This is a genomic window from Paramagnetospirillum caucaseum (assembly GCF_000342045.1).
Classification (GTDB): domain Bacteria; phylum Pseudomonadota; class Alphaproteobacteria; order Rhodospirillales; family Magnetospirillaceae; genus Phaeospirillum; species Phaeospirillum caucaseum.
Genome location: NZ_AONQ01000027.1, coordinates 1 through 19,107, shown reverse-complemented (window position 1 = coordinate 19,107; position 19,107 = coordinate 1). Strand labels below are relative to the sequence as shown.

Below are 19,107 nucleotides of genomic sequence, written 5' to 3'. Positions count from 1 at the left end.
TGTCACCGGGTTCCGGCGGCCAGTTGCGAGGGGGAAACCTCGGCCGGCTTCAGCCGGTCGAATTCCTTGCGGATGCGGTCGTTATAGCCGTGGCTGACCAGTTCGACGGCAACACCGACCGCATTGGCGAAGCCGAAGGCGTCGGTGCCGCCGTGGCTCTTCACCGCGATGCCGTTGAGACCGAGGAACATGGCGCCGTTGTAGCGGCGGGGATCGGTCCGCACCTTGACCTTGTTGATGGCGTGGCGGGCGAACAGATAACCGAACTTGGCGAGAAGCGAGCTCTGGAACCCTTCCTTGAGGAAGGTCGAATACAGCTTGACGGTGCCTTCGGCGGTCTTCAGCGCGATGTTGCCGGTGAACCCGTCGGTCACCACCACGTCGACAGTGCCGCCGCAGATGTCGTTGCCCTCGACGAAGCCGTAGAAGCTGATGGGCAGATGGGAATCGCGCAGCGCGGCCGCCGCGGCCTTGACAGCGTCGTTGCCCTTCATGTCCTCGGAGCCGACGTTCAAGAGGCCGATGGACGGCTTTTCCAGGCCGAGCACGGCGCGGGCGTAGACCTCGCCCATCACCGCGAACTCCACCAGATTGTTGGAGTTGCAGTCGACGTTGGCGCCCAGGTCGAGCATCAGCGTCTCGCCCTTGACGGTGGGGAACATGCCGGCGATGGCCGGGCGGTCGATGCCCGGCAGCATGCGCAGCACGAACTTGGACACCGCCATCAGCGCGCCGGTATTGCCCGCCGAGACGATTCCCGCAGCCTCGCCCTTCTGGACGGCCTCGACGGCCAGCCACATGCTGGACTTGCGCCCGTTGCGCAGGACCTGGCTGGGCTTGGCGTCGTTGGACACCGCCTCGTCGGTATGATGGACGGTGCAGACGCCCTTGAGTTCGGGAAAACGCGCCAGCAAAGGCTCGATCTTGCCGGCATCCCCGAACATCAGATAGCGAACATGGGGGAGGCGTTCATGAGCCATGCGCACCCCTTCCACAACCATGTCGGGGGCGGCATCGCCCCCCATGGCGTCAATGGAAATGGTGACAGCACTGCTCACCGGCCCGCACTCCCCTGCCTAGCCAATGAAACGGCTTAGGCTTCCGCCTGGGCGACAACCTCACGGCCGTCATAGTGGCCGCACGAGCCGCAGACGTGGTGCGGCAGCTTCACTTCGCCGCAATTCGGGCACTCGGCGCCGGTCACGTTGACCAGGGCGTGGTGGGACCGACGCATGTCGCGGCGGGACTTGGAGGTCTTCTTCTTCGGAACGGCCATAGTATCTACTCGCTTCAACCCGGAATGGGAAAGGGTGGTTTATTAGCCAAAAAGGCGACGGGTCGCAAGGGGATGCTGACCCCCCTCACCTTTTTTGTTTCAGCGCGGCCAAAACGGCGAAGGGATTCGCCTTGGGTTCCGGCGCCTCCACCTTGGGTTCCGGCAGGGTGAACGCCGCCCCCTCGGCCCTGGGGAACGGATCGATGCCGAGCGCCAGATGCTCGACCATCACCGCTCCCAGGTCAATGGCGCCGTCGATGATCGGGTCGGGGGGATCGACCTCGTGAAAGTCGATCTCGATCTCGTCGCCTTCCTCCTCGGCCTCGTCCCCGGGCGGGCCGAAGGTCAGCGAGACCTCCTCGTCCACCACCGTCTCCACCGGGGCCAGGGTGACCACGCAAGACTGCGTCACCCGCGCCGTCAACCGGCCGTTGACACGGACCAACCCGGTCTTGCCCATGGGATTCAGCTGGAAATCAGCGGCCATTTCAGAGACTTCCCGTACGTTCAGCCAGCGGGCCACCACCTCGCGCTCGGCGGGGCTCGGCTCCACATGCAGGCGGCTGCCCCGGGCGGGAATCCTGTCCACCGCGATGGGGTGGGAGTACGGCACGGTCTCTTCGGTGGTCATGCGCCGCTCTCCAGGGCCTGAAACGTCACCTGCCCGGCCAGCAGTTCGCCGGCCGCCTGCCCGGCCAGATGGGCGGCCTGGGCCACGAGATAACCGGCCACACGCTGGACCGCCGCCGGGTCCAGTTCGCCCTCCACCGTGCCGTAGAGATTGCGGCGCAACGCCTCGGCCAACCCGGCGCCGTCCGCCGCGAGGCCGTCATCATAGGCGGCGGCGCGGCCGTAGAAGGCCCGGGCCATCTGCTTGACCCTCTTGCCCACCGACATATCGCTTACCCCCAGTTCCCGCAGGTTCTGGTCCATGTCGGCGAACATCAGGTCGAACAGGGCCTGGGCGACCTCGCGGGCCTGCTCGCCCCCCTCCTCCGCCGTCACCTGCCGCAGGCGGCGCATGACCAGGAAGGCATGCAGGACGATCAGGTCGAAACGGCCATCCAGGGTGTCCGGCACGGCGAAACGCAGATAGAAATCCGGCAGGCGGGCCTGATTGATCACCGTCACGTAGAGGTCGTGGGCGATCTGCTCGCGACGGCGGCGCTCGAAGAATTTGCGAAAAGGCATCTCAGGGTCCTGAAGCCCGCCCCCGAAGGGCGACGGCGTTGACAAGGCGGCGATGGGGGGTGCAATGTTCCCCCCACATTGGCCCCCCTCACATTGGCTATGGGGCCGCCTGTCGTCAATGCCTCGGCGTAATCACACATGAAAAAGACCTCTCTTCCTTGCCGCTCCCTTGCCGCAGCGGCCCTGATCGCCGCCACGGCGGCCTGTACGCCCATCGTCGAGGTTCGCGGCAACCTGCCGCCGCCCGAGCAGCTGGCCCAGGTCAAGCTCGGCGCCAGCACGCGCGAGGATGTCCAGGCCCTGCTGGGCACGCCGTCCAACATCACCCCGTTCGGCGAAGAGAGCTGGCATTACATCTCCGCCATCACCGAGCGCGAGGCGTTCTTCGAGCCGGTCATCAAGGAGCGCAAGGTGATCAGCGTGGTGTTCGACCGCGCCGGCACCGTGCGGGCCATCGACAATCGCGGCCTGGAGGACGGCAAGGACGTGGTGCCGGCCGGCCGCGAGACCCCTACCGCCGGCAAGGAACTGACCGTCCTGCAGCAGCTGATGGGCAATGTCGGCCGCTTCACCAAGCCGGCCGCCGGCAAGTAGACGCCGCCCTTCCCTTCACCGCCGCCCGAACAAAAAACCCCGGTCGTTTCCGACCGGGGTTTTCCGTTTGTCAGCCTGTTGCCGGCTGATTGTCCGTCCTAACGGTTCACCGGGCGGACGTTTCCGTCCGCCCGGATCGGACCATTAGTGACCGGCAACCATGGCCAGCAGCAGGATGGCGACGATATTGATGATCTTGATCATCGGGTTGACGGCGGGGCCGGCGGTGTCCTTGTAGGGATCGCCGACGGTGTCGCCGGTCACCGCCGCCTTGTGGGCGTCGGAACCCTTGCCACCATGATGGCCGTCCTCGATGTACTTCTTGGCATTATCCCAAGCGCCGCCGCCCGAGGTCATCGAGATGGCGACGAACAGGCCGGTGACGATGGTGCCCAGCAGCATGGCGCCCACGCAGGTGAAGGCGGCCTTCTGATCGGCAGCCATCAGGATGACGAAGTAGAGCACGATCGGCGACAGCACCGGCAGCATCGAGGGGATGATCATCTCCTTGATGGCGGCCTTGGTCAGCATGTCCACGGCGCGACCGTAGTCGGGCTTGGCGGTGCCTTCCATGATGCCGGGGATTTCCTTGAACTGGCGGCGGACTTCCACCACCACCGAACCGGCGGCGCGACCCACCGCCTGCATGCCCATGGCACCGAACAGGTAGGGCAGCAGACCGCCGAGGAACAGGCCGACCACCACATAGGGATCCTCGAGGCTGAACGTGATGTTCAGCTTGGGGAAGTAGTGCTTGAGGTCCTCGGTGTAGGCGGCGAACAGCACCAGCGAGGCCAGACCGGCCGAGCCGATGGCGTAGCCCTTGGTGACGGCCTTGGTGGTGTTGCCGACGGCGTCGAGAGCGTCGGTGGTCTTGCGGACCTCCTTGGGCAGCTCGGCCATCTCGGCGATGCCGCCGGCGTTGTCGGTCACCGGGCCGTAGGCGTCGAGGGCAACGATCATGCCGGCCAGGGCCAGCATGGTGGTCGCGGCCACCGAGATGCCGAACAGGCCGGCGATCTTGTACGACACGATGATGGCGACGGAGATCACGATCACCGGCAGGGCGCAGGCTTCCATGGAAACCGCCAGACCCTGGATCACGTTGGTGCCGTGGCCGGTGGTCGAGGCCTGGGCCACCGACTTGACCGGACGGTAATCGGTACCGGTGTAGTACTCGGTGATCCACACCAGCAGGCCGGTGACGACCAGACCGATGATGGCGCACATATAGAGGTCCATGCCGGTGATGGTCAGGGTGGCCGTCTTGAAGGTGGCGCCGAAGCCGCCCAGATAGACGTTGATGATGACGGCGACGAAGACCGCCGACAGCACGCCGGTCACGATGACGCCCTTGTACAGCGCCTTCATGATGTTGTTGGTGGCGTCGAGCTTCACGAAGAAGGTGCCGACGATGGAGGCGAAGATGCACACGCCGCAGATGATCAGCGGCAGCATCATCATCTGTTCCTGGGCGACGCCGGTGAAGAAGATCGAACCCAGCAGCATGGTACCCACGACGGTCACCGCATAGGTCTCGAACAGGTCGGCGGCCATGCCGGCGCAATCGCCGACGTTGTCGCCCACGTTGTCGGCGATCACGGCCGGGTTGCGGGGGTCATCCTCGGGGATACCCGCCTCGACCTTGCCCACCAGATCGGCGCCCACGTCGGCGCCCTTGGTGAAGATGCCGCCGCCCAGACGGGCGAAGATGGAGATCAGCGAGGCGCCGAACGACAGGGCCACCAGGGCCTCAAGCAGAGCACGCGGATCGATGCCGACATTCTTCAGGAGCATGTAGTAGCCGGCGACGCCGATCAGGCCGAGACCAACCACCAGCAGACCGGTGATGGCGCCCGACTTGAAGGCCACGTCCAGGGCCTGCTGCATGCCACCCGAACGGGCAGCCTCGGCGGTACGGACGTTGGCGCGAACGGAGACGTTCATGCCCACGTAGCCGGCGACGCCCGAAAGCACCGAGCCGATGACGAAGCCGACAGCCTGATAGATGCCCAGGCGGGCGGCCAGGATGATGGTGACGACGACGCCGACCATGGCGATGGTGGTGTACTGCCGGTTCAGGTAGGCGGCGGCGCCTTCCTGCACGGCAGCGGCAATTTCCTGCATCCGGGCGGTGCCGGCCGAGGTCGCCATCACCGACTTGATGGCGTAGACCCCGTACAGCAGCGCCAGAACGCCGCATGCGATCACGAAGAGGTAGGTCATGTGGTTCGAGTCCCCTGATGTATCTTCTTGGCGCCGACTCACCGCCAAATGCCCAGCCACATGGGCCGGGCGCGATGGGAACGACGGAAGCGTGGAGAAACTGCCAGAAGAACCTCCTTGATGCAATAAAATGCTCGCATCACGGCGATATTCTGGAATTATTGCGATGAAATTGGATCGCCTGGGGCAATTTCGACATCGCCCGTCCCTATTCACCGGGAGCCCCCGCACCTTCGGGCAGGGGGGAATCGCCTTTGGGACTAGCCGAAGGGGTAGAGGCTATTTCAGGTTGGGATTCTCGATCAGCACGTCCTTGACGTAGACTCCGCCCAGCGTCTTCTCGGCGCTGGCGGTCAGGCGGCGGCGGATGACGGGAACGTCCAGCGGCTGGCCCTCCTTCACCGCGATGCTGAGATAGGAGATCATCTCGGCCAGATAGGCGTTCTGCAGGCGCGGCAGATTCTTGGCGACGATTTCCTTGTTCTTGGGATCGACCTCCAGGCGGACGATCATCTCGGCCTGCTTCTTGACCTCGCGGTCCTGGATCACCGGTACGATCAGCAGGCCGAAATCCACATAGCTGGGCGGCGGCGGCGGGGGGGGAGCCGCCGGTTCCTTACCGATCATGGGCGCGGTGATGCCCAGCTTGGCCAGCGGATCGATGCCCCAGAAATACAGGCCGCCGATGACCGCGCCGATCAGCATCAGCAACGCCACCACCATGAAGATCAACCGGACCAAACGCTATTCCCCCTGTTGCGGGTCGCCGAAATGGCGCCACCCCCCCTGCCCCACATCCACGTCCCGCCCATCGGGGCCGGTCACCGCGACCTTGCCCGTCTCGCCCGGCGCCACCGAGCCGATGGCGGTCAGGGCCACGCCGAGTTCGGCGGACAGGCGGGTGAGACTTTCCTCCGCCCCGGGCGGCGCGGTGAACAACACCTCGTAATCATCGCCTCCCGCCAGCACCGAGGCAAGCAGGGACTGGTCGTGGCCCAAGGCGGCGGCGGCGGCCGGCGACAGCGGCACCCTGGCCGCCGCGATGCGTGCCGCCAGGCCCGAGGCCCGGCACAGGTGGCCGAGATCCTGGACCAACCCGTCGGAGACGTCCATGGCACCATGGGCCAAGCCCACCAGCCGGGGTCCCAGGCCCACCCGGGGCTGGGGCAGACGGTAGCGCCCGGCGAGAAACTCCAGATGGGCGGCGGCAAGGCCGGGCAATTGCCCGCGGATGGCCTTCAGGCCCAGGGCGCCGTCGCCGATACCGCCCGACACCCAGATGGTGTCGCCCGCCCTGGCCCCGGACCGTTTCAGCCCCCGCCCCGCCGCCACCCGTCCCAGGGCCGTCAGGGTCAGGGTCAGCGGCCCCGGCGTGGACACCGTGTCGCCGCCGATCAGATGGACGGCGAATTCCCGCACATCCTCGGCCAGCCCGGCCCCGAAGGCGCGCAGCCAGTCCTGGCCCACCCCCACGGGGAAAGCGGCGGACAGCAGCAGCAGCCGGGGCTCGGCCCCCTTGGCGGCCAGATCGGAGAGATTGACCCGGATCAGCTTGCGCGCCACCAGATCGGGCGGGTCGTCGGGCAGGAAATGCACGCCGGCCACCATGGAATCCATGGTGGCGACGGTGTCATAGCCGGGCTCGGCGGGAATGAAGGCGGCGTCGTCGGTGAGCCCCAAGGCTCCGGGAAAACCGGCGGCGAGCGGAGCGAACAACTCGGCGATCAGGCCGAACTCGTCGGGCGCTCCGCCGCTCACCGTAGACCTCGCTCTCGGTAGGGGCGTTCCGCCCCGCGACGGATGAAGCCCTTCGGCTTCATCCTAGGCTCCCTTGCCCATCTCGCCGCCGCGAAGGGTCTGGGCGAGACGGTCGAGCACCGCGTTGACCAGCCCCGGTTCGGGACCGGAATAAAAGGCATGGGCCACGTCGACCCACTCGGAGATGCAGACCCGGGCCGGTGTCTGCGGCCGCGCCGACAATTCCCAGGCGCCGGCCCGGATGATGGCGCGCAGCACCGCCTCCAGGCGGTCGACGGTCCAGTCGGAAGACAACGCCCGGCCCACATGGCCGTCGATTTCGTCCACCTGGGCGGCGACGCCGCGCACCACTTGATTGAGCAGCGAGGAATCGGGATCGGCCATGCGTCCCTTGGGTTCGGCGGCGCGGCGGTCCTTGGCGTCCTGCAGCGCCCGTTCGGTATCGGTCCCGGTCATCTCCATCTGGTAGAGGACCTGGACGGCGGCCAGCCGGGCGGCACTGCGCTTGGCAACCGATGGGTTGACGGTCATGACGAGAGCCCCAGCTCGCGCTTGACCGCCATCATGCGCAGACAGGCCCGCGCCGCCTGGCCGCCCAGGTTCTTGCGCGCCGGATCGGAGCGGGCCAGGGCCTGGGCCTCGTTATGCACGGTCAGCACGCCGTTGCCCAGCGCCAGGTCGTAGGCCATGGACAAATCGGCGATGCCCCGCATGCACTCGGTGCCCACATGGTGGTAATGGTCGGACTCGCCCCTGATGGCGCAGCCCAGGGTGACATAGCCGTCGTAGCGGGCCTTGTCGTTGCCCTGCTCGGCGGCGGTCAGCACCAGTTTCAGGGCGGCCGGCAGTTCGAAGATGCCCGGCACCACCAGCAGGTCGTGGGCCACGCCCGCCTTGTCGAATTCGGCACGCGCCCCGGCCAGCAGGCCGTCGGCGATATGGTCGTAGAAGCGGGCCTCGATGATGAGAACCTTCGCCATGGACTTGTCTCCTTAACACAGCCCTCAGGCGCCGGGCGCTTCGCTTGGCTTTCGCGGCATGAGCCACGGCGCCCCTTGGGCTTGCCTCCTCGTTCCGGCCCACACAAAACGGGGCCGGCCTTCGTCGGTACTGTTCAGCCGACCGGAATCGGCCGCTGTTCCACCACCTTCATGCCATAGCCTTCAAGGCCGACGATGGAGCGCTTGGTGTTGGACAGCAGAATCATTTCATGCACCCCGAGATCCAGCAGGATCTGGGCGCCGACGCCGTAATCACGCAAGGCCGGGGCCGGCGGACGCCGCTCCAGATGGGCGCGGACCATGTCGGACAGGCTGGTGGGGCGCGGCTCGCGGATCAGCACGATGACCCCCGAGCCATGCTCGGCGATCATTTCCATAGCAGAATGAAGCTCGCCGGCCTTGCCCGAGCCCTGGTCGCCCAGCACGTCGTCCAGCACGTTGACGGCATGGACGCGGACCATCACCTGCCCTTCGGCGCCGAGGTCGCCCTTGACCAGGGCGATGTGCTCGGCATAGGCCACGGTGTTGGTGTAGACCATCATGGTCCAGTCGCCGCCCCACTTGGAGTGGAACGGCGTCTCGACCTCGCGCGCCACGATCTTGTCGTTGCGGCGGCGATAGGCGATCAGGTCGGCGATGGTGGCGATCTTCAGTCCATGATGCTGGGCGAATTTCACCAGGTCCGGCATGCGGGCCATGGTGCCGTCGTCGTTCATGATCTCGCAGATCACCCCGGACGGGTTGAGCCCGGCCAGGCGCGAAATGTCCACCGCCGCCTCGGTATGGCCGGCGCGTACCAGCACCCCGCCGTCGCGGGCCATCAGCGGAAAGACGTGCCCCGGCGTGACGATGTCGTAGCGGGTCTTGTCGGTATCGATGGCCACCGCCACCGTCTTCGCCCGGTCGGCGGCGGAGATGCCGGTGGTGACGCCTTCCCGCGCCTCGATGGAGACGGTAAAGGCGGTCTCCATGCGGGTGCCGTTGTCGGCGCTCATGGGCTTGAGGCCCAGATGCTCGCACCGCCCCCGGGTCAGGGACAGGCAGATCAGCCCACGGCCGAAGCGGGCCATGAAGTTGATGGCGTCGGCATTGGCATGCTCGGCGGGAATGACCAGATCGCCTTCGTTCTCGCGGTCCTCGTCGTCCACCAGGATGAACATGCGGCCCTGGCGGGCTTCCTCGATGATGTCCTCGATGGACGACAGGTACTGGTGATATTCGGACACGAAGCGCTATTCCCTCTGCAAGAGGCGCGCAACATAGCGTGCCAGCATGTCGATTTCCATATTCACCTCGTCGCCGGGGCGATAGGTGCCGAAGGTGGTCACCGACTGGGTGTGGGGAATGACGTTGATCCCGAACCGCCTTCCGTCAACCTCATTGACGGTAAGCGACACGCCGTCCAGCGCCACCGAGCCCTTGGGGGCGACGAAGCAGGCCAGATCGGCCGGCGTCTCGAAGGTGAAACGCAGCGATTCGTTCTCGGGCCGGATATCCACCACCCTGGCGACCCCGTCCACATGGCCGGAGACGATGTGGCCGCCCAGTTCGTCGCCCACCTTCAGCGCCCGCTCCAGGTTGACCTTGGAGCCTTCGCGCCACGAGCCCAGGGTGGTCTTGGACAGGGTCTCTGCCGAGGCCTCCACCGCATGCCAGTCCGGCCCCACCTCGATGATGGTCAGGCAGACGCCGTTATGGGCGATGGACGCCCCGATGGCGATGGTGCCGGTGTCGTACGCGCTGGCGATCTCGAAGCGGGCTTCCCGCCCCTCGCCGCGGACGATTCGGCGCACCTCGCCGAGATCGGTGACGATGCCGGTGAACATGGAGTCAACCTCGCTCTTTAAAGACGAATATAGGTTTCCATCACGTCGTCGCCTACGGGGCGGATCTCGACGCGTTCGAAATGCGGGGTCTGGACCAGATGGTCGATACCGAACGACACGGCGGCGGGCAGGCCGTCGCCGCCCATCAGGCGGGGCGCGCGGAACCATACCAGCCGGTCCACCAGACCGGCCCGCAGCAGGGCGGCGGACAGATGGGCGCCGCCCTCCACCAGGACGCGGGTCACCCCGCTTTCGCCCAGGGCCTGCAGCGCCAGTTCCAGGTCGATGGCGCCGTCGGGTCCGGCCGAGACCTCGACCACGTCCACACCGGCATCCTCGTAGGCCTCGCGGCGATTGTCGTCGCAGCCTTCCAGGGTCAGCAACCAGGTGGGGACGTCATTGGCGGTAGCGACCAGCCGGCTGGTCAGCGGCAGCCGCAGCCGCCCGTCCACCACCACCCGCACCGGCGAGCGCTCCACCAGCCCGGGCAGGCGGCAGGTCAGGTCGGGGTCGTCATGCAGCGCGGTGCCGCTGCCCACCATGATGGCGTCGCTCTCGGCGCGCAGCAGATGGGAGCTGGCGCGGGCCTGCTCGCCGGTGATCCAGCGGCTTTCGCCGGTATGGGTGGCGATGCGGCCGTCCAGCGTGGTGGCCAGCTTGAGGGTGACCAGCGGCCGTCCGGTGGTGATGCGCAGGAAGAAACCGGCGTTCAGCTCGGCGGCCTCGGCGCTCAGCACGCCCTCGGTCACCGGAATGCCCGCCACCCGCAGGCGGTCGATGCCCCGGCCCGCCACGCGCGGGTCGGGGTCCTGCACCGCCACCACCACGCGGGACACCCCGGCGGCGACCAGGGCGTCGGCGCAGGGCGCGGTCTTGCCGTGATGGGCGCAGGGCTCCAGGGTGACGTAGACGGTGGCGCCTTGGGCGCCGGCGCCAGCCATGGCCAGCGCCTCGGTCTCGGCATGGGGACGGCCGCCGGGCTGGGTCCAGCCCCGCCCGACCACCCGGCCGTCACGCACGATGACGCAACCCACGGCGGGGTTGGGCCACACGGTGCCCAGGCCACGCCGGGCCAGCGCCAGGGCGGCCCGCATGTGGCCGAGATCGCTCTCGGCCTGGCTGCGATCAGTCGTGGCGGCTGACAACCATCTTCCCCAGGAAATCCTCGAAGTCCTTGGCTTCGCGGAAGTTGCGGTACACCGAGGCGTAACGGACATAGGCGACCTTGTCGAGGTCCATCAGCACCTCCATCACCAGCTCGCCGATGAACTTGGACGGCACCTCGTTCTCGCCCATGCTTTCCAGGCGGCGATGGATACCGTTGACGATGCGCTCGATCTGTTCATCGTCCACCGGGCGCTTGCGCAGAGAAATCCGCAGCGACTTCAGGACCTTGTCGCGATCGAAGGGCGAGCGCGAGCCGTCCTTCTTGATCACCACCAGATCGCGAATCTGCACCCGCTCGAAGGTGGTGAAGCGCGAACCGCATTCCGGGCACGAACGCCGCCGCCGGATGGCCGAGTTATCCTCGGTGGGCCGCGAATCCTTCACCTGGGTATCGTCGTGACCGCAAAACGGACACCGCATGGTCTTTCCCCCCGGGAAACCGGCGGGGGCTTCCCCTGCCCCCGCTCCTGTTCTTGGTCGATGGGCGCCTTACTGATAGATCGGGAAGCGCCGGCACAGTTCGGCCACCTCGGCACGGGCACGGGCCTCGGCCGCCGAGTTGTCCTCAGGGTAAGCGGCCAGACCGTCGAGCACGTCGCCGATCAGTTCGCCCACCTTCTTGAATTCCTCGACGCCGAAGCCGCGCGTGGTCGCCGCCGGAGTGCCCAGACGCACGCCCGAGGTGATGGTCGGCTTCTCGGGGTCGAAGGGAATGCCGTTCTTGTTGCAGGTCATGCCGGCATGCTCCAGGCTGGCCTCGGCGGCCTTGCCGGTCAGCTTCTTGGGCCGCAGGTCCACCAGCATCAGGTGCGAATCGGTGCCGCCCGACACGATGTCCAGGCCGCGCCGCACCAGGGTGTCGGCCAGGGCGCGGGCGTTGTCCACCACCTGACGCGCGTAGAGCTTGAACTCGGGGCGCAGCGCCTCGCCGAAGGCCACCGCCTTGCCGGCGATGACATGCATCAGCGGGCCGCCCTGGATGCCCGGGAAGATGGCCGAGTTGATCTTCTTGCCGATATCGGCGTCATTGGACAGGATCATGCCGCCGCGCGGGCCGCGCAGGGTCTTGTGGGTGGTGGTGGTCACCACATGGGCATGGGGCAGCGGATTGGGATACACACCGCCGGCCACCAGCCCGGCGAAGTGCGCCATGTCCACCATGAAGAACGCCCCGACCTCGTCGGCGATCTTGCGGAAACGGGCGAAGTCGATGGTGCGCGGATAGGCCGAACCGCCGGCGATGATCAGCTTCGGCTTGTGGGTGCGGGCCAGTTCCTCCACCTCGGCGAAGTCGATCTGGGAATCCTGCTTGCGCACGCCGTACTGCACGGCCTTGAACCACTTGCCCGACTGGTTGGGCGCCGCGCCGTGGGTCAGGTGACCGCCGGCCGCCAGGCTCATGCCCATGATGGTGTCGCCGGGCTGCAACAGGGCCATGAAGACGCCCTGGTTGGCCTGGGAGCCCGAGCTGGGCTGGACGTTGGCGTAGGTGCAGCCGAAAATCTGGCAGGCGCGCGCGATGGCCAGGCTTTCGGCGATATCGACGAACTCGCAACCACCATAGTAGCGCTTGCCGGGATAGCCCTCGGCGTACTTGTTGGTCATCACCGAGCCCTGGGCCTCGAGCACGGCGCGCGAGACGATGTTCTCGGAGGCGATCAGCTCGATCTGGTCCTGCTGGCGCTTCAGCTCCTGGGTGATGGCCGCGAAGATCTCGGGATCACGCTCGGAAAGCGGGGTGCGGAAAAAGGTGTCGGTGGGTGCGCTGGACATCGGATCTCTTTCTGGCAGGCGGGTCGTGACGATATGGACTCAGGGCTCAGGCTTGGCCGTCGCCGGACAGCTTGGAGACGCGCCGCGCGTGGCGGCCGCCCTCGAATTCGGTCTCGATAAAAATCTTCAGGCAGTCGCGCGCCACCTCGGGACCGGTGGTACGCCCGCCCATCACCAGGACGTTGGCGTCGTTGTGCTGGCGGCACATGCGCGCCCCGAAGGCATCGTGCACCAGGGCGGCACGCACATGCTCGAAGCGGTTGGCGGCGATGGAGATGCCGATTCCGGTGCCGCACAGCAGCACGCCGCGCTCGGCCTTGCCGCCCTTCAGCGCCTCGGCCAGCTTCACCGCGAAATCGGGATAGTCCACCGAGTCCGGCCCATCGGTGCCCAGGTCGAGCACCGACCAGCCCAAGGCGGCCAGATCCTTGACCAGCAGTTCCTTCATCTCGATGCCGCCGTGATCGCAGGCAATGGCAATGGTTTTCGCGCTCATCAACACCCTACCCCGGCGATCCTTGTTCGAATGGGCTAGATACCATATGTCGGACCAGCTTGCCAATGCGCCACAAGCTTATGGGGCATGTCCGATCACGACACAGGGCCGCCGCCGCGACTTTCCAAAAAGCATCACGAACAGGCGCCCCCTGCAATAGAAGCATGGCCGTTCATACAGACCATCGGGGTAATCCCCCATCCATCCGGATAATGATTATTGCACTTCACACCAACTCCAAGAACTCATTATTCACACGGTTCAATTTCCAATTGACACTGAAGTTCCGCCATGCATTCATTGATTCAATTATGCCAACAAACCGTGGTCGGATAGCCAGATGAGCGACATCAACTCGGACAAAACCAATCGTGACGACCTGCTGCGCATGGCCGTCGATGTAGTCGCCGCCTATGTGGGAAAGAACCCGGTTCCGGCGGGACAATTGCCGGAACTGATCAATACGGTCTACGGGTCGCTTTCATCCCTTGAGGGCGGCCAGCCGGAAGCAAAGTCCGAGGCTCCGAAGCCGGCCATCGCCGTCAAGAAGTCGGTGACTCCCGACTACATCATCTGTCTCGAGGATGGCAAGAAGTTGAAGATGCTGAAGCGGCATCTGCGCACCACCTACAACATGACCCCGGACGAATACCGGGTGAAGTGGGGCCTGCCCCCCGACTATCCCATGGTCGCCCCCAACTACGCCGCCCAGCGTTCGGACTTCGCCAAGAAGATCGGGCTGGGCCGCAAGGCCGGCGAAACCACCGACAAGCAGCCCACCCGGCGCGGCCGCCGCTGAAGGCTGCGGCCGACCAAGTCACGGCGCGGTGCCCCAAGGCATCGCGCCGTTCTTGATTCCGCCCTCGCTTACGGCCCGTAAAGCTGCCGGGCGCGCTTTTCAAAGGCCGAGACCATAAGCTTGACCGCCTCGTTGAACAGGGCGCCGATCATGGTCTGCAGCAGCTTGGAGCGGAATTCGAAATCCACGTAGAAGTCGATCTCGGTCCCGTTGGGATGGGGCTTGAAGTTCCAGTGGTTGTTGAGGTGCTTGAACGGCCCCTCGGTATAGGTGACGTCGACACGGTCGGGGCGGGTCAGGGTCACCTTGGAGGTGAAGCGCTCGCGCACCATCTTGAAGCCGATCACCAGATCGGCGAAGAACACGTCGCCGTCGCGCGAACGGATGCGCGACGCCACGCACCACGGCAGGAATTCAGGGTAGCGAGCCACATCGGCCACCAGTTCGAACAATTGCTCGGGGGTATAGGGCAGGACGCGCTGCTCGGCGTGGGTCGGCATAATGGTCCCTGATTACCCCTGGCGGCGCAGGCGTTCGGCCTTCAGCGCCTCGAAATCGCGGTCGGCGTGGTGGCTGGAGCGGGTGAGCGGCGTCGCCGCCACCATGAGAAAGCCCTTGGCACGGGCCTGGGCGCGGTAATCCTCGAACTCGTCGGGGGTGACGAAGCGCGACACCGCCACATGCTTCAAGGTCGGCTGGAGATACTGGCCGATGGTGATGAAATCCACCCCGGCCGAGCGCATGTCGTCCATGACCTGCAGCACCTCGGCCCGCTCCTCGCCCAATCCCACCATGATGCCCGATTTGGTGAATATGGTCGGATCGGCGGCCTTGGCCCGCTGCAGCACGCGCAGCGATTCGAAATAGCGCGCGCCGGGCCGGATGCCGGGATAGAGACGCGGCACGGTTTCCAGATTGTGGTTGAACACGTCGGGCCGCGCGCCGGCGATGTGCTCCACCCCGTCGCCCTTGTCGCGGAAGTCAGGGGTCAGCACCTCGATGGTGCATTCGGGCGAGGTCCTGCGGATGGCCTCGATGCAGGCGACGAACTGGAAAGCGCCGCCATCGGTCAGGTCATCCCTGTCAACCGAGGTGATGACGACGTGCTTCAGTCCCATGGCCTTGACCGATTCGGCCAGATGCTCGGGCTCGGCCGGATCGGTGGCCCCCCTGGGATTGCCGGTCTTGACGTTGCAGAAGGCGCAGGCCCGCGTGCAGGTGTCACCCAGGATCATGAAGGTGGCGTGCTTGTGCTTCCAGCATTCGCCGATATTGGGGCAGGCCGCCTCCTCGCACACCGTGTGCAGGTTCTTTTCCCGCATCAGGCGGCGCACCTCGGCCGCCTCTTCCGAGGTGGGGGCCTTGACCCTGATCCAGTCGGGCTTGCGCGGAGAGATGTTGTCCGGCTTGCGGGCTTTCTCGGGATGGCGCAGGGGCTGCGTGTTCATGCTCATTTCAAATAGACCGGCAACACGGTCGTCTCATCGGTGATGGCAGACTCAATCTGGTCTCGGGTCAGGTTCAGGGCTCCGGTCAGATCCGCTCCGCGCAAGTCGGCCCCACTTAGGTCGGCATTGTTGATTATGGCCCCTCTCAAGTCAGCCCCTTCAAGGGTGGCGCAGGAAAGATCCGCGTTATTCATCACAGCCCCTGCCAGAATTGCACCCTTCAAGCAGGCACCATGCATGTTCGCATTGTTCAGCACGGATCGCAGGAAACGTGCTTCCGTAAGGTCAGCGTCAGTCAAGCGAGCATGGTTGAGAACGGCGCCTTCGAAATTTGCACCGATCAACACCGCCTGCCTGAGATCGGCAGCATTCAAAACGCTGCCAGAAAAATCGGACCCCGCTAGGTTTGTCTTCATAAACCGGGCATTATTGAGGCCTGCCTTGCTCCAGTCGGATCGAGGAAGAAAGGCCCCTTCAAGATTCAAGGCTGGATGAGCCATTTTCAGCACCTCGTTTTTCTCTCGCTATGACAAGCAGCAGCTCAGCGATTGCCCGAACATCCGTAGGAACCTCTCCATTTTCCGGTGTCGCGCGATCTCGGACAAAGGCCGATAATGTTTCCGTAACCGGGGTAGCATATATCTTGAAGGCTTGATCCTCGCAGATTGCCTGAAGCGTATAGATCGCGCCCAGGCGAACCTCCAGCTTGTCGTCTCCGAGTTGACCAACGGCTCTATTGAATAGTTCGGTAATGTGATCGCGGCGTGCAAGCTCATTTTGTTCAAGCGCGGCACGCGCCTGCATATTGGCGGCGCGGCTTCGCATCCCGGCGATCCACAGTCCGATAATTCCCGCAATCACAATCCCAAAGTTCCGGGCAATCTCGCTCCAGAGATAGAGGTCGCCCGAAAATTGTGGGTTTGATGGCTGCATTGGCTAGAAATGCACCGCCCGGCCATAGGCGTCAAGCACCGACTCGTGCATCATTTCCGAGAGCGTCGGATGGGCGAAGACGGTGTGCATCAGCTCGGCCTCGGTGGTTTCCAGGGTCTTGGCGACCACGTAGCCCTGGATCATCTCGGTGACCTCGGCGCCGATCATGTGGGCGCCCAGCAATTCGCCGGTCTTGGCGTCGAACACCGTCTTGATCATGCCCTCGGTCTCGCCGAGCGCGATGGCCTTGCCGTTGGCCGCGAAGGGGAAGCGGCCGACCTTGACCGCATAGCCCTTCTCCTTGGCCTTGGCCTCGGACAGCCCCACCGACGCCACCTGCGGATGGCAGTAGGTGCATCCCGGAATCTTCATCATCTCCAACGGATGGACATCGGGCAGGCCCTTGATCTTCTCGACACAGATCATCGCCTCGTGGCTGGCCTTGTGGGCCAGCCAGGGCGCGCCGGCGATGTCGCCGATGGCGTAGAGACCGGGCTCGGCCGTCCGGCAGTATTCGTCGGTGATGACGTGGGTGCGCTCCACCTTGGCCTTGGTGGCCTCCAGGCCGATATTCTCCACGTTGCCGACGATGCCGATGGCGGTGATGATCCGGTCGACGGTGACCTCGTGGGTCTTGCCGCCCGCCTCGATGGTGACGGTGACGTCGGCGGCGTTCTTCTTACACCCCTTGATGTTGGCGCCCACCAGGATCTTCATGCCCTGCTTCTCGAAGCTCTTGCTCGCCATGGCGCTGATCTCGGCATCCTCCACCGGCAGGACGCGGTCCATGGCCTCGGCCACGGTGACCTGGGCGCCCAGGGTGTTGAAGAAGCTGGCGAACTCGATACCGATGGCGCCCGAGCCGATGACCAGCAGGCGCTTGGGGAACGTGTCGGGGACCAGGGCTTCCTTGTAGGTCCAGATGAACTTGCCGTCGGGCTCGAAGCCGGGAAGGATGCGGGCCCTGGCACCCGTCGCCAGGATGATGTGAGGGGCGGAGATCACCCCACCCTTGCCCTCGATGGCCACCTTGCCGCCGCCGGCCAGCTTGGCGGTGCCCTCGATCACCGTGACCTTGTTCTTCTTCAGCAGATGCTTGACGCCGCCCTGCAACTGGGCCGAGACGCCCCGCGAGCGGGCCACGATCTTGGCCAGGTCGAAGGAGGCGCCGGGGGCCGACAGGCCGTAGGATTCCGCATGGCTCATGTTGCGGTAGACTTCCGCCGAGCGCAGCAGGGCCTTGGTCGGGATGCACCCCCAGTTGAGGCAGATGCCGCCCAGGTGCTCGCGCTCCACCAGGGCAGTCTTCATCCCCAGCTGGGCGGCGCGGATGGCGGCGACATAGCCGCCGGGGCCACCGCCGATGACGATGATGTCGAAGCTGTTCTCGGCCATCTTTCTCTCCAAATTATTCCGGCGAGCCGGGGAAGATCATGTTCAGGCGGCCTTCGATTTCCATGTCGTAGGCCTCGGCCAGGCGCCAGACATGCACTCCCAGCAATTCGCGGAAGGCTCCCAGCAACTGGTAGAAGACGAAGGTGGGCATCTGGTAGCGGCGCCCGGTGCGGCGGTCCCAGGACTCGGCCTCGGAAATATATTTGCGGCAGGCGGCGCGCATGGCGGCCAGCAGATCCTCGGCCGGCGTGCCGGGCGGCAGCAACTCGGCGGTCTCGCCGATCAGGCGCCTGGCGTCGACCACGGCGCGGTAGCAGCGCTCCTGCTCTTCCGGCAGGACGCCGCGATTGCAGAAGGCGGGGTTGTTCTCGATCATGGCGACCAGACCGGCCAGGGCCGAGCGCTCGGCGACGCTGCCCGTGGGAAACGGCGTCACCGGCATGCCCGGTGGCCGGGGCATTTCCCTTACTCTCAGACCCATCTCACTCCCTCCCGGTTTTTATTGTCCGGCCAAAGGCCGCCAGGCTTGTTCCGTATGGAAACTCAGATCGTGCTCGGCCACGTAATGGTCGAGGAAGGCGTCGAAGGCGCCGAACTCCAGTTCGATGAAGTTCTCCAGGGCCTTGGCCTTGTCGCGGTACAGCCCCATCAGGTCGAAGCGCCACCCGCCTTGTGCCCGCAGGGCGGTGACCAGGGTGCCCTGGTCCTCGCCGTCGAACAGGCAATGCAGGGTCAGGCGATCCGGCCCATGCTCCCCGGCCACCTCGCCCAGTTCCCAGGCGTCCATCATGACGTCGAGATAGGGAAAGGCGGTGAAGGCGAGCACGAAGGCCGCCCCCGCCCCGGCCCCGCCCAGGTCGGCGGGTTCGGGCATGCCGCGATAGCGCACCACCCAGAAGCGGGTGAGCATGTCCACCGCCTCCAGGGCGTCGCGGCCGGCGGTGGCGAACAGCTTGAGAAGCCGCTCGCCCCAGGCCAGGGATTCGCCGGCCAGCCGTCCCGCGATGACGGGAAAGCGTTCATCGCGGAAATCGGCCTTCAGGCTGGCGAAGGCGGCGTGCACGGCCTCGCGGCTCATGACGCGTCCCTCCCTACAGCAACATGGCGAACGGGTCTTCGATCAGCGTCTTGAAGGCGGCCAGGAACTCGGCCCCCACCGCGCCGTCGACCACCCGGTGATCCACCGACAGGGTGCAGGTCATCACCGTGGCGATCCCTAAGGCA

25 protein-coding genes are annotated in these 19,107 nt (G+C 65.6%); 2 read left to right on the top strand and 23 right to left on the bottom strand.

The window, feature by feature from the left end:
• Positions 1-2: 2 nt before the first annotated feature.
• The 4 genes from plsX to H261_RS11375 all read right to left on the bottom strand — a co-directional run bounded on the left by plsX (position 3) and on the right by H261_RS11375 (position 2,467).
• Positions 3-1,058 (bottom strand): phosphate acyltransferase PlsX, encoded by a 1,056-nt coding sequence (plsX, locus tag H261_RS11390; RefSeq protein WP_040476290.1) that lies wholly within the window; start codon positions 1,056-1,058, stop codon positions 3-5.
• Between the two features lie 35 nt (positions 1,059-1,093).
• Positions 1,094-1,276, bottom strand: coding sequence for a 50S ribosomal protein L32 (gene rpmF, locus H261_RS11385; protein WP_008617596.1), 183 nt, complete (start codon positions 1,274-1,276; stop codon positions 1,094-1,096).
• A gap of 85 nt (positions 1,277-1,361) precedes the next feature.
• The gene (locus H261_RS11380) at positions 1,362-1,907 is read right to left on the bottom strand and encodes a YceD family protein (protein WP_008617595.1); all 546 of its coding nucleotides are present in this window, start codon (positions 1,905-1,907) and stop codon (positions 1,362-1,364) included.
• Positions 1,904-2,467, bottom strand: coding sequence for a ubiquinol-cytochrome C chaperone family protein (locus H261_RS11375; protein WP_008617594.1), 564 nt, complete (start codon positions 2,465-2,467; stop codon positions 1,904-1,906). Before H261_RS11375 ends, H261_RS11380 begins: the two co-directional genes overlap by 4 nt.
• A 138-nt stretch (positions 2,468-2,605) precedes the next feature.
• On the opposite strand from H261_RS11375, the gene H261_RS11370 reads away from it, so the two are divergent.
• Positions 2,606-3,061, top strand: a complete 456-nt coding sequence (locus H261_RS11370; protein ID WP_008617593.1) for an outer membrane protein assembly factor BamE — start codon at positions 2,606-2,608, stop codon at positions 3,059-3,061.
• A 144-nt stretch (positions 3,062-3,205) separates the two neighbouring features.
• Here the strand turns inward: H261_RS11370 and H261_RS11365 are convergent, their stop codons facing one another.
• From H261_RS11365 to rpiB, 11 genes are all read right to left on the bottom strand, one after another.
• On the bottom strand, positions 3,206-5,287 hold the full coding sequence (locus tag H261_RS11365; protein ID WP_008617591.1) for a sodium-translocating pyrophosphatase: 2,082 nt from the start codon (positions 5,285-5,287) through the stop codon (positions 3,206-3,208).
• 279 nt (positions 5,288-5,566) lie between these two features.
• Positions 5,567-6,028 (bottom strand): flagellar basal body-associated protein FliL, encoded by a 462-nt coding sequence (locus tag H261_RS11360; protein ID WP_152426833.1) that lies wholly within the window; start codon positions 6,026-6,028, stop codon positions 5,567-5,569.
• A 3-nt stretch (positions 6,029-6,031) separates the two neighbouring features.
• Positions 6,032-7,045, bottom strand: a complete 1,014-nt coding sequence (gene thiL / locus H261_RS11355) for a thiamine-phosphate kinase (protein ID WP_008617588.1) — start codon at positions 7,043-7,045, stop codon at positions 6,032-6,034.
• Positions 7,046-7,108: 63 nt separating this feature from the next.
• Complete coding sequence (nusB, locus tag H261_RS11350) at positions 7,109-7,576, bottom strand: transcription antitermination factor NusB (protein ID WP_008617586.1); 468 nt, start codon at positions 7,574-7,576, stop codon at positions 7,109-7,111.
• A complete protein-coding gene (ribH, locus tag H261_RS11345; RefSeq protein ID WP_008617585.1) occupies positions 7,573-8,025 on the bottom strand; it encodes a 6,7-dimethyl-8-ribityllumazine synthase in 453 nt (150 codons plus the stop codon). The genes nusB and ribH overlap by 4 nt, the downstream gene beginning before the upstream one ends.
• Before the next feature lie 134 nt (positions 8,026-8,159).
• Positions 8,160-9,272, bottom strand: coding sequence for a 3,4-dihydroxy-2-butanone-4-phosphate synthase (ribB, locus tag H261_RS11340; RefSeq protein ID WP_008617584.1), 1,113 nt, complete (start codon positions 9,270-9,272; stop codon positions 8,160-8,162).
• 6 nt (positions 9,273-9,278) lie between these two features.
• Positions 9,279-9,872 carry a riboflavin synthase gene (locus H261_RS11335; RefSeq protein ID WP_008617583.1) on the bottom strand — a complete coding sequence of 198 codons (594 nt, stop codon included), beginning with the start codon at positions 9,870-9,872 and terminating at the stop codon, positions 9,279-9,281.
• A gap of 17 nt (positions 9,873-9,889) precedes the next feature.
• Entirely contained in the window at positions 9,890-10,966 is a 1,077-nt protein-coding gene (gene ribD, locus H261_RS11330) for a bifunctional diaminohydroxyphosphoribosylaminopyrimidine deaminase/5-amino-6-(5-phosphoribosylamino)uracil reductase RibD (protein WP_008617582.1), read from the bottom strand.
• A 31-nt stretch (positions 10,967-10,997) separates the two neighbouring features.
• Positions 10,998-11,459: a transcriptional regulator NrdR gene (gene nrdR / locus H261_RS11325; RefSeq protein ID WP_040476289.1), complete on the bottom strand. Its 462-nt coding sequence runs from the start codon at positions 11,457-11,459 to the stop codon at positions 10,998-11,000.
• Between the two features lie 69 nt (positions 11,460-11,528).
• On the bottom strand, positions 11,529-12,812 hold the full coding sequence (gene glyA / locus H261_RS11320; RefSeq protein WP_008617580.1) for a serine hydroxymethyltransferase: 1,284 nt from the start codon (positions 12,810-12,812) through the stop codon (positions 11,529-11,531).
• A 46-nt stretch (positions 12,813-12,858) separates the two neighbouring features.
• Positions 12,859-13,308, bottom strand: coding sequence for a ribose 5-phosphate isomerase B (gene rpiB / locus H261_RS11315; RefSeq protein WP_008617577.1), 450 nt, complete (start codon positions 13,306-13,308; stop codon positions 12,859-12,861).
• Positions 13,309-13,648: 340 nt separating this feature from the next.
• On the opposite strand from rpiB, the gene H261_RS11310 reads away from it, so the two are divergent.
• On the top strand, positions 13,649-14,107 hold the full coding sequence (locus tag H261_RS11310) for a MucR family transcriptional regulator (protein WP_008617575.1): 459 nt from the start codon (positions 13,649-13,651) through the stop codon (positions 14,105-14,107).
• Between the two features lie 68 nt (positions 14,108-14,175).
• Here H261_RS11310 and H261_RS11305 read toward each other — a convergent pair whose 3' ends face one another.
• From H261_RS11305 to H261_RS23865, 8 genes are all read right to left on the bottom strand, one after another.
• Complete coding sequence (locus tag H261_RS11305) at positions 14,176-14,607, bottom strand: type II toxin-antitoxin system RatA family toxin (protein ID WP_008617566.1); 432 nt, start codon at positions 14,605-14,607, stop codon at positions 14,176-14,178.
• 12 nt (positions 14,608-14,619) lie between these two features.
• Complete coding sequence (gene lipA, locus H261_RS11300; protein ID WP_008617563.1) at positions 14,620-15,555, bottom strand: lipoyl synthase; 936 nt, start codon at positions 15,553-15,555, stop codon at positions 14,620-14,622.
• 2 nt (positions 15,556-15,557) lie between these two features.
• The gene (locus H261_RS11295) at positions 15,558-16,055 is read right to left on the bottom strand and encodes a pentapeptide repeat-containing protein (protein WP_081608909.1); all 498 of its coding nucleotides are present in this window, start codon (positions 16,053-16,055) and stop codon (positions 15,558-15,560) included.
• Positions 16,030-16,488, bottom strand: a complete 459-nt coding sequence (locus tag H261_RS23870) for a hypothetical protein (RefSeq protein WP_200860252.1) — start codon at positions 16,486-16,488, stop codon at positions 16,030-16,032. Before H261_RS23870 ends, H261_RS11295 begins: the two co-directional genes overlap by 26 nt.
• A 3-nt stretch (positions 16,489-16,491) precedes the next feature.
• Positions 16,492-17,883, bottom strand: coding sequence for a dihydrolipoyl dehydrogenase (gene lpdA / locus H261_RS11290; protein WP_008617559.1), 1,392 nt, complete (start codon positions 17,881-17,883; stop codon positions 16,492-16,494).
• A 13-nt stretch (positions 17,884-17,896) separates the two neighbouring features.
• Positions 17,897-18,364, bottom strand: a complete 468-nt coding sequence (locus H261_RS11285) for a hypothetical protein (protein WP_040476288.1) — start codon at positions 18,362-18,364, stop codon at positions 17,897-17,899.
• A gap of 18 nt (positions 18,365-18,382) precedes the next feature.
• A complete protein-coding gene (locus H261_RS11280; protein ID WP_008617556.1) occupies positions 18,383-18,961 on the bottom strand; it encodes an apurinic/apyrimidinic endonuclease family protein in 579 nt (192 codons plus the stop codon).
• Between the two features lie 13 nt (positions 18,962-18,974).
• Positions 18,975-19,107: 2-oxo acid dehydrogenase subunit E2 (locus H261_RS23865; RefSeq protein ID WP_008617555.1), on the bottom strand; the 133-nt coding region annotated here is incomplete at its 5' end.